We start from the raw sequence: 15,328 nt of genomic DNA, 5'->3' as shown, positions 1-15,328 counted from the left end.
ATAGTTATAATTAAAACCTGATCTTATCACAATTAAATGGGGCAACATGATAAAACGAACGCTTCACTTCAGTAATCCGGCTTACCTGAGCTTAAAGGAAAGCCAGTTGGTAATTGATCTTCCTCACCTTAAAATTTTAGGGGAAAAGGAAAGTAAAAAGTCGGTACCTATTGAAGATATAGGAATTGTTGTACTGGATCACCAGCAGATCACCATCACCCATGGCTGCATTGCAGCATTATTATACAACAATTCCGCGATCATCACCTGCGATCATACACATCACCCCACCGGCATGATGCTACCAATTGACGGACATGATACGCAAAGCGAGCGCTTCAGGTACCAAATCGATGCTTCACAGCCACTTAAGAAGCAGCTTTGGCAACAAACTATCCAAGCCAAAATATTAAACCAAGCGGCGGTTTTGGCAGATCGTGGTATTCCCCACGATAATATGCTTCACTGGGCTAAGTCTGTACGTTCAGGCGATCCGGATAACTACGAAGGACGTGCCGCCGCTTATTACTGGAAGAATGTATTCCCTAAAAAAGTGGAATTCTTTCGTGGCCGTGAGGGTGACCCGCCAAACAATTTACTGAATTATGGTTATGCCATATTACGGGCTATTGTAGCGCGCGGGCTGGTATGTTCCGGCCTGATACCTACATTAGGTATACATCACAGGAATAAATATAACGCCTATTGCTTGGCTGATGACATTATGGAGCCTTACCGCCCCTATGTTGATTTGATCGTTCTAAAGATCATCGATAATGGCGAGAATTTTTTAGAGTTAGGCAATTCTATAAAATCTCAGTTATTAGGCATTGCCACCGTTGACGTACAATTTGAAAGGAATAGGAGTCCGTTAATGGTTGGTGTGCAAAGCACTACTGCTTCTTTAGCCAGGTGTTACGAAGGAAAAAACAGGAAAATAAACTACCCTATCATGAAGAATTTTAATCCTAAAAGGGCCATAATCCCTAAGCCGGACGAAAATTTCAATGATGAGGATACAGAAAATACTATTGAATACAATATTGGCGATGAAGAATAGCTAACCGTTGATGAATGCGTTTAAATGAATACCGGATTTTGTGGATATTAGTATTTTTTGACCTGCCGACAGAAACAAAAAAAGACCGGCAAATCTACAGTAGGTTTCGTAAGGATATTATGAAGGATGGATTTGGTATGTTCCAATTCTCCATCTACCTGCGGCATTGCAGCAGTCGTGAAAACGCTGATGTACACATCAAACGTGTGAAGAAAATACTCCCACCTAAAGGTCACGTCGGTATCATGACCATTACCGATAAGCAGTTCGGAATGATGGAATTGTTCTATGGTAAGGAAGAGAAGGAGCTTCCAGACACCCCACAGCAATTGGAATTGTTTTAGAATTTTAAATCCGGAAGCCTGAGCAACCGGATTTTTTAATTCTAAATTTAAACATAAACAACTGATATTTAACGTTTTGAACCATGGTATATTGTTCCAAATATCAGTTGTTTAAAGATTGAAAGCAAATCACAACAGCAGTACATGGCGAAACAGCGTCTCAGCGATTGTTCCAAATATCAGTTGTTTAAAGATTGAAAGCAAATCACAACGGTCGGTAGCATCTTGTAGTTTTTGTTCAAATTGTTCCAAATATCAGTTGTTTAAAGATTGAAAGCAAATCACAACTGCTGTGCGCAGCAAGGAAACTCTGGACTGATTGTTCCAAATATCAGTTGTTTAAAGATTGAAAGCAAATCACAACGGTTCTCGTCGTTAAGGCACCGGGAGTTATATTGTTCCAAATATCAGTTGTTTAAAGATTGAAAGCAAATCACAACGGCTCAACTGGCAGCACTGTAATCATACTGATTGTTCCAAATATCAGTTGTTTAAAGATTGAAAGCAAATCACAACATTGCGAGCTTCTATCCCATATCACCGTATATTGTTCCAAATATCAGTTGTTTAAAGATTGAAAGCAAATCACAACAAGGGTTGACTGCCCCGGTTGATAGTAAGAATTGTTCCAAATATCAGTTGTTTAAAGATTGAAAGCAAATCACAACCCCATGCACCTAACGAAGCGCCTAACATGGATTGTTCCAAATATCAGTTGTTTAAAGATTGAAAGCAAATCACAACTAATATCCCTAAGCTGAACTTCGCCACTTTATTGTTCCAAATATCAGTTGTTTAAAGATTGAAAGCAAATCACAACCCCCGGTATACCACGAAGCGAAAGATTGAATTGTTCCAAATATCAGTTGTTTAAAGATTGAAAGCAAATCACAACAAGGCAGCGCCCATATCCACCGCGGCTGACATTGTTCCAAATATCAGTTGTTTAAAGATTGAAAGCAAATCACAACGGAGTGCCAGTAGTTGGTATAACTAAAATCATTGTTCCAAATATCAGTTGTTTAAAGATTGAAAGCAAATCACAACGTCGTGGCCGTATGCAGTAACCCTACATGATTGTTCCAAATATCAGTTGTTTAAAGATTGAAAGCAAATCACAACAACACATGGCATGGGCAATAATCATTCGGCATTGTTCCAAATATCAGTTGTTTAAAGATTGAAAGCAAATCACAACTGCTGCAAGCCTTTCGCGCTCTATACGGTATTGTTCCAAATATCAGTTGTTTAAAGATTGAAAGCAAATCACAACTAAAGAGGTTGCCGCTCTGTCATTTTGCTTATTGTTCCAAATATCAGTTGTTTAAAGATTGAAAGCAAATCACAACCTACCTTAACAAAGGCGGGTTCTGTATCGATTGTTCCAAATATCAGTTGTTTAAAGATTGAAAGCAAATCACAACCCCTAACGCAAGTTTCCAGATTGAAATCCCATTGTTCCAAATATCAGTTGTTTAAAGATTGAAAGCAAATCACAACTGATCCTGGCAAGTACGTCCATAACCGTCTATTGTTCCAAATATCAGTTGTTTAAAGATTGAAAGCAAATCACAACAATGGCCTTATATTGTAATGCTCAAACAAATTGTTCCAAATATCAGTTGTTTAAAGATTGAAAGCAAATCACAACCAGGCGGTATATTTTCACGAAACGCAATATATTGTTCCAAATATCAGTTGTTTAAAGATTGAAAGCAAATCACAACGCTCATCTTTTTTGCGCCCGGCGTCAGTACATTGTTCCAAATATCAGTTGTTTAAAGATTGAAAGCAAATCACAACAGCTTCTAATTCGGCGGCAACTCTTTGCTATTGTTCCAAATATCAGTTGTTTAAAGATTGAAAGCAAATCACAACAGGGCCGACAGTGATCCCAGGATTTCATCCATTGTTCCAAATATCAGTTGTTTAAAGATTGAAAGCAAATCACAACGGGATGATGGCAAGGATAGCAATCCATTTAATTGTTCCAAATATCAGTTGTTTAAAGATTGAAAGCAAATCACAACAGTTAATCTGTTGGTTAAAAATAAATTCGATTGTTCCAAATATCAGTTGTTTAAAGATTGAAAGCAAATCACAACTATCAGGGGGTGAAAAAAAGCAGTGTAGTTATTGTTCCAAATATCAGTTGTTTAAAGATTGAAAGCAAATCACAACTATTCGTCTTGATGTTCAGCGAAAATTACAATTGTTCCAAATATCAGTTGTTTAAAGATTGAAAGCAAATCACAACAATACTTAATCACGAAGTCGTAGCAGTCGCATTGTTCCAAATATCAGTTGTTTAAAGATTGAAAGCAAATCACAACATCGGTATGCTGATGTATAAATTGTTCCTTATTGTTCCAAATATCAGTTGTTTAAAGATTGAAAGCAAATCACAACCATGGGTATCTGAGATTAAGACTTTTACAATTGTTCCAAATATCAGTTGTTTAAAGATTGAAAGCAAATCACAACTGATGTTGAAGAATACCAACGTGAATGGGAATTGTTCCAAATATCAGTTGTTTAAAGATTGAAAGCAAATCACAACCAATTTTGTTAAGGTCAATCATAAATCAATATTGTTCCAAATATCAGTTGTTTAAAGATTGAAAGCAAATCACAACTGGATACCCGCAGTTTCATGATCACATTTTATTGTTCCAAATATCAGTTGTTTAAAGATTGAAAGCAAATCACAACAGCAACACTTGCCGGGGCCGGTTTGTCGCCGTTGTTCCAAATATCAGTTGTTCAAAGATTGAAAGCAAAACTCTAAATTCTGGCATGGAAAGGTGCATATTTGGCGTCTGTAGCACTCCAAATGTGTGTAATCAGACTTAATGACAAATTACCGCAAAACAAGAGTGATGGATATTTTGCGAAGTTATTCTGCAAATTTTCTGCAAATAAAAAACCCCACTCGCCAGAGTGGGGTTAAATCATTGATTTTCAGGCTCCTGAGGCTGGGCTCGAACCAGCGACCCTCTGATTAACAGTCGTAGGGTCATCCTTATCGTTGTTTTGTAATTTTTATATATACTTGATTATAAGATATATATGAAATATTGATTTATCAATTTTAATCGATTTTTTGTTGTTTTTTGTTCATTTGTGTGAGAAATGTGTGAGACAATAATTTGCATTTTATGCGTTTATTACTTAAATTAGCATATAATTAAAAAAGTGTGTGAGACAAAATTAGCATTTACTCTAAAATAATCAATATGGCTGTTAAAGTAAATTTATACCTGGACGAACGGAAGATTGAAACAGGTGAAAAAGCCCCGGTTAAATTAAGGTTGTATATATCCCGAACGGACATAAGGCATTACCATACAAACCGATATTTAACAGGAGAGCAATTCAATGAGTCTTATTTGGCTGCCAAGCCAAAGAAAGCTTTTAAGGAGCTTAAAATCGCATTGGATGCCATTGTAGTTAAGGCCAATAATATCATCACGAAAATGGATGGCGTATTTGTATTGGCCAAATTTGAACGGGAGATGTTCGGCGCTCCTGCCAGCGCTACCGATGTAGTACCACATTATCATTCCTATATCAATGAACTGAACCGCAACGAACGCAGCGGTACGGCTTCTAACTACCATTTGAGTTTAAAGTCCCTACTGGCCTTTGCAGGAAAAGATAAGAAAGCAGCAACGAATTTGCCCTTTACCAATATTACGATTGATTTTTTAAACCGCTATGAAAAATGGATGTTGGCTGAAGAAAAATCAAAAACAACAGTAGGCATTTACCTCCGCCCGCTTCGTGCAATCTTTAATAAGGCGATTGAAGAAGGAAATATCGCAGCTGATATTTACCCTTTCAAAAAATACAAGATACCGACCGGACAAAATATCAAAAAGGCTTTGGATAAGTCAGAATTAAAAACCCTGTACACCGCCAAGCTGGAACCGGGCAGTTTTAAGGAAAAGGCCAGAGATTTTTGGTTTTTTAGCTACCAATGTAACGGGATGAATTTTAGAGATATTACTGAATTAAAATATAAGGACATTAATAAAAAATCCTTTTCGTTTTTACGCCATAAAACGCTGCATACTACAAAAGATAAACCTAAACCCATTATTGTACCCCTAACGGAAACAATCAAGGCCATGATTGAACGTTATGGCACTAAACCTGCCTTGCCGGATAATTATGTGTTCCCGATCCTTGATAAATCGATGGACGAGAAAGAAAAAATGCGGGTTAACCAAAATTTTATTCGTTTTGTTAACCAACACATACAGAAGCTGGCAAAAGACCTGGGATTAGATACGGACATCTCTACCTATTATGCCCGCCACACTTTTACAACAACTGCTATCCGCAACGGTGCTAAAATGGAGTTGATACAGGAAAGCTTAGGCCATCATAGCCTGTCCACTACACAAAATTATTGGGCTGGTTTCGAAGATGATGTTAAACAAGAGATCGCAGACAAATTGATGGATTTCGCATAATGGCTTTAAGCCTTAGCCTTATAACTAAATAAATATTTACTATAGCCTTGTTGTGCTTAAGAACAGGGCTATAATTTCCAGTTTTCAATGTGACCCGTCCGTTAATTCGTCGCCAAATATAAAACTGACGCAAGCCGCAAACATCGGTGGGGACTTTACCCCAAAAGCATAACCACTGGATATGGCTCTATAAGCGGACATTCCCGCCCTGCAAGTCAGGCACACGGCATTCCATTCTTACCAGTTGAGCAACCAACAGCGCGTAGCCGGGTAAAATGTCAAGGCCGGGCAAGCCACTGAAAAACAAAACACAATTGCCCGCTTGTGTAGCCTTGACGTTTTATCCCGGCGTGGGCTACCTTTGCTGTACTGGTGAATGAATGGCTAACCAACTTGCTTATCTTGCAAACGGCAATTGCGGTTTGCCTTGTAGCGAGGCTGGCGGCAGAAGTATGGAGCCGCTTGCCGCAGCTACTTTCTTTTCTCACAAGCTTAATCGTGTTTTTAAAAGATTATAATCATAGGCCGTCCTATTCCCTGTTTTATTTGCAAAAAACACTGGATAGCATTTAGTAAGAACCTTTAAAAAATCCTCGTTAAATTCTGCGAAATCCTCCTTTAAAACTGTAATTATATTTTTGTTATCCAGCATCCAGTTAAGCAAACTATCATCCTGAATATTGTTCATCATATAACAATTGCCTGTCTGCTCATCATGAATGAAAAAATGCGGTTTATGTTCTACTGCAATCACTTGGCTACCAATAATCACCTCTACTGAAAGATTAAAACGGTCTTTGTGAAAAGTTAACATGAATGACAGCGAGGGCTGTTCCAAACTGTATCTACAACCTTGCATGAAAAATTTAGTTGGCTTTTCTCTTAAATACCTAAGCCAGTATAAAAGATATATGTGGTTGTAAGGGAAATCGACAAGCAATGGTAAAGCTTTCTGCCATAGGGTAAATATGGTTGCTTTCGCCTCGTTCCAAACCCGCCAGTCCCGATATTCATTTTTATAAGTAAGAGGGCGTATAATATCATACATGGTTTTGCTTATCTCATTTAATTGTTGTTGGGATGGGTGATCTCCGCTTGGGTTTGGTTCTTTATCAGGAAGACAAAAATTTGAAAAGGCAACTAATTTTAAACCGCTCCTGTCGGTCTTGCCATGAAATGGAATAAGTAATGGGCAGTGGCGATCACGGTAAATGTCAGGTGCAAAACATAAAGCATAAGCATACACGAAACTCTCTCCTGCTTTTGTTGAAAGTGTTTTATCGATTTGCTCTTGTAATTTAGGGAAGCTTGATTTGCCGAACCCGATTAGGCTGCGATAAAAACTACCATAAGCTGGTTTAGCTTCTACGTTAATATGTTGGCTCGATACATGTATGTCAAGGAATTTTCGGCTGGTTTCATCGTTATAGAAATTCGGCCAATACAATTTCTGACAATCAAAGGTCTGGCTTAGCCAGGTTAGATTAAACAGGCCAATAAAAGCGTGAAAACAAAGTTTTTCGTCCGGCATCCCACACGTACAGCCAATATGCAATTCCTCTTTTTCAACATGGAGATACAAATAGTATATTGAATCATCGTTTAATTTCAGTTTTACCGTAGCTATACCGCTCTCAAAACTTAGAAACTCATCTTGATTACCCATGTAAACTTTGCGCCCTTTAGGTGGCTCATAATGCTTATACAACTCATCGCGGGTCAAAAGCTGACCGGGCTGTGTTAAAGGTATCGGATAAAAGAACAGGTCGGTCGGAATTGAAGTGAACCCCAAAAGTTAGACAAAAACTTTTGGGGTTTATTATTTATGTCAAAGCACACATTTGAAGAGAAACTTGATGTAGTTTCTCAAGTAAGAAAGGGAAAGCCGATTCTACGGATATCCCGCGAACGCCATATCCGTGAAGGCATGATATTGGAATGGGTTCGGAAATATGATCTTTATGGCGAAAGTGGGCTGCTCAAACAACCTAACGTCAAGCCCACGCCTGATTTCAAAGAAGAAGTTGTAAGGCTTGTCATAGAAAAAAAAGTACCTTTAAATCAGGTTGTTCTGGAATATAGATTAAGCAAGACTGCTTTAGAGCGCTGGGTAAGATCAGTACGGGTTGAGGGATATGCAGTACTATACCAGCAAAAGAATCCTGGACGACCACCTAAATGCATGGGAAGATCAAAGAAGCTTGAACCTGAAACAGAAGTAGAGAAGCTCCAGGCGGAAAATAGCCGTTTGCGGGCGGAGAACGCACTATTAAAAAAAGTCACGGCCTTAGTCAAGGAAAAAGAAGCCCGCGAACGCATGAGTGGGCAAAAGCCATCGAAGAACTAAGGCCCGAACATGATGTTTCAATTCTATTGGATTGCAAACAGATGGCTCGTTCTGTATTTTATTATCATCGCAAGCGCCTAAATGATGATAAATACAAGCATGAAAAAGAAGAGATCGCAAGTATATACCACTTGCATAAAGGCAGATATGGTTATCGGCGGGTCACCGCCGAAATGAAGAACCGGGGTTATAGCATAAATCACAAGACTGTCCAAAAATTGATGGGAACATTAGGCCTAAAATGCAATATCAGGAAAGTAAGTTATCGCTCATACAAAGGTGAGGTTGGTAAAATTGCCCCTAATGTACTTGAAAGGGATTTTGAGGCAAATCTGCCTAATCAGAAATGGGCTACGGATGTCACTCAGATGAACATTAAAGGGGAGAAGATCTATTTATCTCCTATAATTGACATGTTCAACGGGGAAGTCATTTCTTATAGTATTTCAAAATCTCCAAATATGCAGATGATAGATGAAATGTTATATGAGGCTTTTGATAAAGTGAAAGATATAAGGGGACTTATTTTTCACTCTGACCAAGGGTGGCAATATCAACATTATGGATATAGAAAGGCTTTGGAAAAACATGGAATTATTCAAAGCATGTCCAGAAAGGGAAACTGCTTGGATAATGCCTTGGCCGAAAGCTTCTTTGGGATCTTAAAGACAGAATTACTGTACAAACAGAGCTTTGAAACTGCGGAAGAATTTATAACTTCGTTAAAAGAATACATTCATTACTATAACAATGAAAGAATAAAAAACAGGTTAAATGGAAAGAGCCCGGTGGAATACCGAGCTCTCGTACAAAAAACTTAATTTTGTAAACTGTCCAACTTTTTGGGGTCACACCAATTGTTTGAGCGGCCTCTTATTTTACAAAACTGCTCAACCTATATCATTTTAACCTAACGGTTTTCACGTATTGGGGAAACGTTGTTTTGGCACCTGGAAATAGCTTGCATTTCCTTGCATAGGAACTGGATCTTTAAATATCAAATATTATGTTTCGTTTTTTTTTAAAGTTAATAATCACGCTTGGTTTCAGTGTTACTTCGCTCACAGCTTTTTGCCAGAAAAACACTGCGACCTTACCAGGTAATGGGAATCCCCTTATACCTGGATACTTTGCAGATCCTACAGTAAGAAAATTCGGTGATACATTTTACATCTACGCAACAACAGATGGCAATGGCGGCGGGCATGGTCCTTCACAGGTGTGGATATCCAAAGACTTTGTTAACTGGAAAATGAAGGACATGAATTGGCCTACATCCAATTATTATTGGGCCCCCGATGTTATCAACGGAAACGACCATAAATACTATATGTACTATTGCCAGCCGGTTGATATTTATGGTGCATCTGCAACATCACCAACCGGCCCATGGACACCTTTGCTTCCCGATGGAAAATCAATGATCCCCAACTACTTTATCCCCGGTGTTATTACACTGGACGGGCAAACGTTTAAGGACGACGATGGAAAGATTTATATGTTTTGGGGTACCTGGGGCACCTATCCTGATCACGGTTGTGGTGTTGGGCTCCTGAACCCGGATATGCACACTTTTTCAAAAAAAGCTAAAATTCCAAATACCATTGCCAAAGATTTTTTTGAAGCGCCCTTCATGTTTAAAAGAAAGGGCATTTACTACCTAACCTATTCGTCTGGGTTTTGCGAGAATGAAACCTACCGTGTTCAATATGCCATAAGCAAAACAGGGCCGATGGGACCCTTTGTTTTCGGTAAAAACAACCCTGTTTTAAGTACCAATAGCGACAGTACGGTACATGGCCCCGGCCATGAGTCAGTAATCCAGATTGGCAACGATTTTTATATGGTATATCACCGGCATAATAACCCGCACTCCAACGGGGGATACCACAGGCAGGTTTGCGCAGATAAGATTACTTTTGATGCCGAAGGAAATATTGAAAAGCTTATTCCTACCCATACAGGTGTTGGCTTGCTGGGTAAAAGTACCGTAAGGGCCATAAATCTGGCTTATAAAAAAACTGCTACAGCATCGTCTTTTTACAATGATGATTACCGGCCTTCATTTGCCACGGATGATAATAACGGCACTCTTTGGAGGCCTGCTCATAACGATGGCACGGCAGCGTGGCTGAAAATTGATTTGGGGGAGGTTAAAACAATAAAACAGGTGCTTACACAATTTGAGTATGCTACCTGGTATTATCAATATAAAATAGAAATATCTGCCGATGGCCTTAAATGGGATTTGTTTGCCGATAAAACACATAATCAGCAGCATGGATCGCCGATGATTGACAATGGAGATGTTAAAGCCAGGTATGTAAGGTTAATGATAACGGGAACTGAGTACCCCGGCCTGTTCAAATCTATTTGGAACGTAAAAATTTATAGCGATAGGGCAATACAGGACGAAGCTGGGCAACTAACAGTAACCGGACAGGTGGATTCTACCCGGCAAAAAGGACTTTTAGTGAGCTTTGATGCAGATAGTTTACAAAAGGGCCAATCCGTTCCTGAATTTAGTAATAAGGGAGTATTGGGCGGAACATTTGTTGCCGGGGGGAAGGCTCCTTATGTAGATATAATCAAAGGGAAAAAGGCCTTGGTATTTAATGGCAGCCAAAACTTCGAATCTACTATACAAGTTCCACGCATTTTATGCGGCAATAATAGTTATACGGTTGCATATACTATTTATAGTTCTGAACTGTTAAACGAAAACCCGGTTTTAAGTTGGACAGCAGGCGAATCTGAACACCGAGGCGCTATTTTTGGATATGGTAAAAACAGAGATTTTGGCGTAGCCCAGCACTTTGGCGTTTCTGATTTGCCATTTGGAGCAATGCCATCATCAGCGGCCTGGCATCAAATTGTAATTACATATGACGGCGTGTTTGAAAAGGTATTTGTTGATGGCGTTTTAAATAATAAAGAGAATAAAATGTTATTTATGCAGCCTGCAAATAAGATTTTTTTTGGCTCCAAAACCAATAAAACGTTATTTCTGAATGCGGCAGTATCCTCTTTAAAGGTTTATGATATTTCGCTTCCCGATTCTCTCGTTAGCAAGTCTTTTAATATCAAAAGTCATGATGATATCCCTGTATCGCTTGATGCCGATAAACTAAGCTATGGCAAACTTACCGAATGGGAAAATAATGGAAGCCTTGGCGGAAAATTCGCAGCCCTTGGCGATGTCAAGCCTATAGTTAAAGATATTTGCGGGAAGATTGCCGTGGCGTTTTTCGGATCCGATAATTTAGATTTTTACAAAGTAAATAAAGATACAACTAATAATCATAGCTTAATAGCAAGTGTTTTTTTGCCTGATCCTGTAAAATATAACAGCAACCAACGTGACAAAAATAATTTAGAAAGTTGGGCGGTTGATCACGAAAATAGTGCAGGTAAGTGGCATTTGCTGGTCAGAACAAAAAAAGGTGGCAAGGTTACCGATTTTATGGACGGTGCTAAAGTAATAGCGAATATTCAATTCGATAACATTTTTAAAACCTTGTTTTCTAAAACCAGCGGAGGCAATGGCTTTAAAGGTGCTGTCAGTACTCTTATTTGCCTTGCTCAATCGCTAACGCCGGGCGAAGTTGCGCAGATAACAGCTATCTGGTTTAAAAACTTTCACCCGGTTACTTTGAAAACGCCCGATTTTGTTATACCTCCACATGCGGTATCGCCTACGCTGATTGAGATGACTGCCGCCGCTCATACTGCTGAAAAAGAAGATTTGCAATATTATTTCCAGGACGAAAAAACGAGCGCAAAGGCCGGGGCATGGAGCAGCGATTCGCATTATACAGATTTTAAAGCGGTTCCCGATCATATTTACTCTTATCGCTTCAAGGTTAGGGACAATTTTGGTAATGTTTCCAGGTTTTCTGCTGCCCGCACGGTGAGTACTTCGCAGGCACAGTTTGAGGTAACGAACTTTGATTTTTCAAGGCAAGCTGATACGTCAAATATCGCTTCCGGCAATAGCAACTGGAGCGGCGTGGTGGGCGCGCAGCAGGCAGGGGCAAATGACAACATCTATGTTGCTGATCAGTTGCTTACACTGAAGTCGAAAGGATCAAACTGGGACGGTAACCTGCCTTATGGGCCATTTATTTATAAAACGATAGCCGGTGATTTTATAGCCGAAACCGAGGTTGCAGACCTGAGCGGATATAAGGAACGAACTGTAAAAGGCAACAACGATGTAGGGTTAATGGCGCGCAAAGCGATTACATTGGCAAGCGAAAACACGCCGGAGGCCCTGTTACAAAACAGCTTATTCCCCGCCTGGAATTGTGGTAACCTTTTTACCAATTTTCAATCGGGGCAACGGATGCAAACCAATACTCAGGGCGGCTGGAACTTTGGCAGGTATTTACAGATCCAAAGGTCTGGGAACATATTCTCTATCAGGTTTAGTGCCGATGGTAAAATTTGGAATGATATTCCAGGAAGCCCCATAAAGCGAGACGACCTCAACGGCTTTCCCTTACAGGTTGGGCTATTTCAAAGTACCTATGGCCCTCAGGAAGGTTTTGGAACTTTTAGAAGTTTTAAAATTACACAGGAAAAAAAAGCGAGTGCTAAATAATCTTATCCTGATTTATTTTTGATGATTAATCAGGAAAATTCTTGCGAATGCTTTTTTAATAAATACAAAAAGTCGAATACAGATTTGTTAACATCAGCAAGTCTGCTGCAACTTAATGCTAATGTTTTGAATTTATTATTAAACATGGCATATACTATCTTTTGGAATGTGATCTGATTCTGTTGCCATGACTGTAAATAAACTGTTGGGTTTTTTAGTCAATTGATTTCAATGGCGCGTTTGTCTTGAAATGAACTTAGGTATTACAGTTTACTCTATTACGAAGCTAATCCGATTAATCGAATCTGTCTTCGGCATAGTTAATTAAGGTGCGTTCGTAAAGATGTGCCAATTATCATACCCCGTTTCGCTTCTCTTAAACCGAGACCGTTGCAAAACGAACTATGCGTTTTGTATAATATATACTTGATAACGAATTTAGATTTTTGTTTTTCTTTTTACGCGATTTTAGATGGCCTTTTAAGTTTGTGTTTCATTTAAGCGCGGGATTAAGGCACGAATGGTCGGAAGATTAAATCTTCCGACTTTTTTGTTTTTAAGGTATTGGACTCATTGATATAAGTTTCTGATTTTCAATTATTTATCTTGTTTTTATCATTTTGATTTGCTATATTAATAGCTGATAATCAATACGATATGGCCATTTTTAAAGATCATAACATTAACGTAAAACAGCTTTTAGGCTTCATTCCCGAGGCCTTGATAGCAAATTTGTCGCTTACGACCAAGATCGATCATTACGCGAAGGTTCTGCACGGCAATAAGCTGTTTTATTTATTGCTCTACGGCATTTTGGACAATGACAGGCTTAGCCAGCGAACCCTTGAGGATACTTTCAATGACTCGGTGTTTAAGATCCTTTTTAACCTGGATGAAGATGAAACGATCCGTAGAAGTTCGATTTCGGAAAGGCTATCCAAAGTTGATCCGGACTATTTCAAGCAGATATATGAATGTATCTATGAGCAGTTTGCGGGATATTATACTGTAACAGAGAGGAATAAATACGGCCTGATCCGGGTAGATAGTTCAATGGTAAGTGAGACCACCAGCAAACTTATGGAGGGGATCGATAATAAAAGCGGGAAGAAGGCTGTCAAATATAGTATTGCTTTTGATGGGATCTTACCCAGCCATTCAAATGTATTCACAAAGCCAAGTTATGCCAGTGAAGATATTGCGTTACCTGAGGCGGTAATGGAACATGTGAAAAAAGAAACCGGACATTATAACATCTATGTATTGGACAGGGGCCTGCAATCAACCAGGACGATGAAAGCCTTTACCCAAAGGCAGGTCACATTCATCTGCCGGGCAAAGGAAAACAGAAAGTTTGTTGAATTAGGATCATTGATGACTGCAGGGCAGGATATGGATCTGGGCGAATCCAAACTGCTCAGGGATTGTAAAGTTCAGTTATATGCCGGTACTACGATCAATAACAAGCGTGGCAAACAACATATCAAACATGAGCTCGTGAACAGTTCTTTTCGCCTTGTTGTCGTGCAAGGTAAAGCAGAAGAAGGTAAAGAGTACTGGCTTTTGACCAATGATTTCAAACTCACCGCAAAAGAAATTGCACAAGCCTACCGGAGACGATGGGATATAGAAGTATTCTTTCGCTTCTTAAAACAGGAACTAAACGTAAGCCACCTCGTTTCAATGAACAAAAATGGGATGCAGGTAATATTGTATATGACACTTATCGCTGCCATGATGGTACTCATATACAAAAAATCCAATAACGTTGGCTACAAAACTGCTAAAAGGCGCTTTGCCATGGAAGTAAGAGACCTTGCTATTGCCATGATCACTGTCCAATGCGGCGGAGACCCCAGACTGTTTTTTAAAACATAAAAAATGGCCGGAATTTCTTCCGACCATTCGTGGGATTAAGGCCGCTTTTTTCAATTATTTGATCGCTATATTAGCATTGGACGCAACTATACCTGGTGAGCGGTATAAGTTATAAGCTATTGACTCCATCAGGTGTTGGGTATGTGTTTTGTCTTTTCCCAAGTACCGTGTTATCCCGGTTTTGACCCACCGGATCATTCCTCCGAATGTCCGCTCCACTTTAAACGGCGTTTGACTAACAATTTTATTAAACTTTTGCTGGTGACAGGTAAGCGATTTATTTTTCACCGTTTTATACATAATACCATCTTTTAGCCCGTTGGATTTGAGAAACTCACGATTGCCCGCGATGCTGTATCCTTTATCCGCCCGTACTCTGAAACCTTTATCAATCCCTGACTTTTTTACTACATCTTCTAAATGATGAGTAATGTCGCTTTCATTGGCAGGAGTGGTAATAACTGCCCGGACAAGGCCCTGGTCAACAGTTAGCGATATGCTTTTTATATTCATACCGCAGTTTACCCGCCTTTTTTATCCATGCGCCCTGTATATCTACATGGCTTTGGATTTTTACAGCAAGTACCGGCTGTTTCGGATCCGGCTGCTATTCAGCTG

General features: G+C 39.3%; 9 protein-coding genes and 1 CRISPR repeat array. Of the genes, 7 read left to right on the top strand and 2 right to left on the bottom strand.

All coding sequences use genetic code 11. The features are described 5' to 3' along the window. The first annotated feature begins 46 nt into the window (after positions 1-46). The 3 genes from cas1 (at position 47) to MUCPA_RS12005 (ending at position 5,882) form a co-directional block, all read left to right on the top strand. On the top strand, positions 47-1,060 hold the full coding sequence (gene cas1 / locus MUCPA_RS12020; RefSeq protein ID WP_008506648.1) for a type II CRISPR-associated endonuclease Cas1: 1,014 nt from the start codon (positions 47-49) through the stop codon (positions 1,058-1,060). 14 nt (positions 1,061-1,074) lie between these two features. After that, a complete protein-coding gene (gene cas2 / locus MUCPA_RS12015) occupies positions 1,075-1,404 on the top strand; it encodes a CRISPR-associated endonuclease Cas2 (RefSeq protein WP_008506647.1) in 330 nt (109 codons plus the stop codon). A 90-nt stretch (positions 1,405-1,494) separates the two neighbouring features. Further along, positions 1,495-4,192: direct repeats of the CRISPR family, unit length 46 nt; unit sequence ATTGTTCCAAATATCAGTTGTTTAAAGATTGAAAGCAAATCACAAC. A 448-nt stretch (positions 4,193-4,640) separates the two neighbouring features. Further along, positions 4,641-5,882 carry a tyrosine-type recombinase/integrase gene (locus MUCPA_RS12005; protein ID WP_008506646.1) on the top strand — a complete coding sequence of 414 codons (1,242 nt, stop codon included), beginning with the start codon at positions 4,641-4,643 and terminating at the stop codon, positions 5,880-5,882. Between the two features lie 484 nt (positions 5,883-6,366). Here MUCPA_RS12005 and MUCPA_RS11995 read toward each other — a convergent pair whose 3' ends face one another. Then, a complete protein-coding gene (locus tag MUCPA_RS11995; protein ID WP_157543883.1) occupies positions 6,367-7,548 on the bottom strand; it encodes a hypothetical protein in 1,182 nt (393 codons plus the stop codon). Between the two features lie 159 nt (positions 7,549-7,707). Between MUCPA_RS11995 and MUCPA_RS11990 the strand changes: the two genes are divergently transcribed. The 4 genes from MUCPA_RS11990 (at position 7,708) to MUCPA_RS11975 (ending at position 14,710) form a co-directional block, all read left to right on the top strand. Beyond that, the gene (locus MUCPA_RS11990) at positions 7,708-8,229 is read left to right on the top strand and encodes a helix-turn-helix domain-containing protein (RefSeq protein WP_008503751.1); all 522 of its coding nucleotides are present in this window, start codon (positions 7,708-7,710) and stop codon (positions 8,227-8,229) included. Further along, positions 8,151-9,050: an IS3 family transposase gene (locus tag MUCPA_RS11985; RefSeq protein WP_157544057.1), complete on the top strand. Its 900-nt coding sequence runs from the start codon at positions 8,151-8,153 to the stop codon at positions 9,048-9,050. Before MUCPA_RS11990 ends, MUCPA_RS11985 begins: the two co-directional genes overlap by 79 nt. Positions 9,051-9,235: 185 nt before the next feature. Beyond that, positions 9,236-12,832 (top strand): family 43 glycosylhydrolase, encoded by a 3,597-nt coding sequence (locus MUCPA_RS36040; protein ID WP_008506644.1) that lies wholly within the window; start codon positions 9,236-9,238, stop codon positions 12,830-12,832. 657 nt (positions 12,833-13,489) lie between these two features. Continuing rightward, entirely contained in the window at positions 13,490-14,710 is a 1,221-nt protein-coding gene (locus MUCPA_RS11975) for an IS4 family transposase (protein ID WP_008506643.1), read from the top strand. A gap of 54 nt (positions 14,711-14,764) precedes the next feature. Here MUCPA_RS11975 and MUCPA_RS38660 read toward each other — a convergent pair whose 3' ends face one another. Beyond that, on the bottom strand, positions 14,765-15,223 hold the full coding sequence (locus tag MUCPA_RS38660; RefSeq protein ID WP_050982088.1) for a transposase: 459 nt from the start codon (positions 15,221-15,223) through the stop codon (positions 14,765-14,767). Positions 15,224-15,328 lie beyond the last annotated feature (105 nt).

It is taken from the genome of Mucilaginibacter paludis DSM 18603, assembly GCF_000166195.2.
In the GTDB taxonomy this organism is placed as follows: Bacteria; Bacteroidota; Bacteroidia; order Sphingobacteriales; family Sphingobacteriaceae; genus Mucilaginibacter; species Mucilaginibacter paludis.
The sequence above is the reverse complement of the archived record's forward strand: the minus strand, read 5'-3'. Positions and strand labels throughout refer to the sequence as shown.

Bases quoted from the DNA above. Each gene is read 5' to 3' on its own strand.
- cas1 (WP_008506648.1), top strand. From the start codon at position 47: ATGATAAAACGAACGCTTCACTTCAGTAATCCGGCTTACCTGAGCTTA.
- cas2 (WP_008506647.1), top strand. From the start codon at position 1,075: ATGCGTTTAAATGAATACCGGATTTTGTGGATATTAGTATTTTTTGAC.
- MUCPA_RS12005 (WP_008506646.1), top strand. From the start codon at position 4,641: ATGGCTGTTAAAGTAAATTTATACCTGGACGAACGGAAGATTGAAACA.
- MUCPA_RS11995 (WP_157543883.1), bottom strand. From the start codon at position 7,548: ATGGGTAATCAAGATGAGTTTCTAAGTTTTGAGAGCGGTATAGCTACG.
- MUCPA_RS11990 (WP_008503751.1), top strand. From the start codon at position 7,708: ATGTCAAAGCACACATTTGAAGAGAAACTTGATGTAGTTTCTCAAGTA.
- MUCPA_RS36040 (WP_008506644.1), top strand. From the start codon at position 9,236: ATGTTTCGTTTTTTTTTAAAGTTAATAATCACGCTTGGTTTCAGTGTT.
- MUCPA_RS11975 (WP_008506643.1), top strand. From the start codon at position 13,490: ATGGCCATTTTTAAAGATCATAACATTAACGTAAAACAGCTTTTAGGC.
- MUCPA_RS38660 (WP_050982088.1), bottom strand. From the start codon at position 15,223: ATGAATATAAAAAGCATATCGCTAACTGTTGACCAGGGCCTTGTCCGG.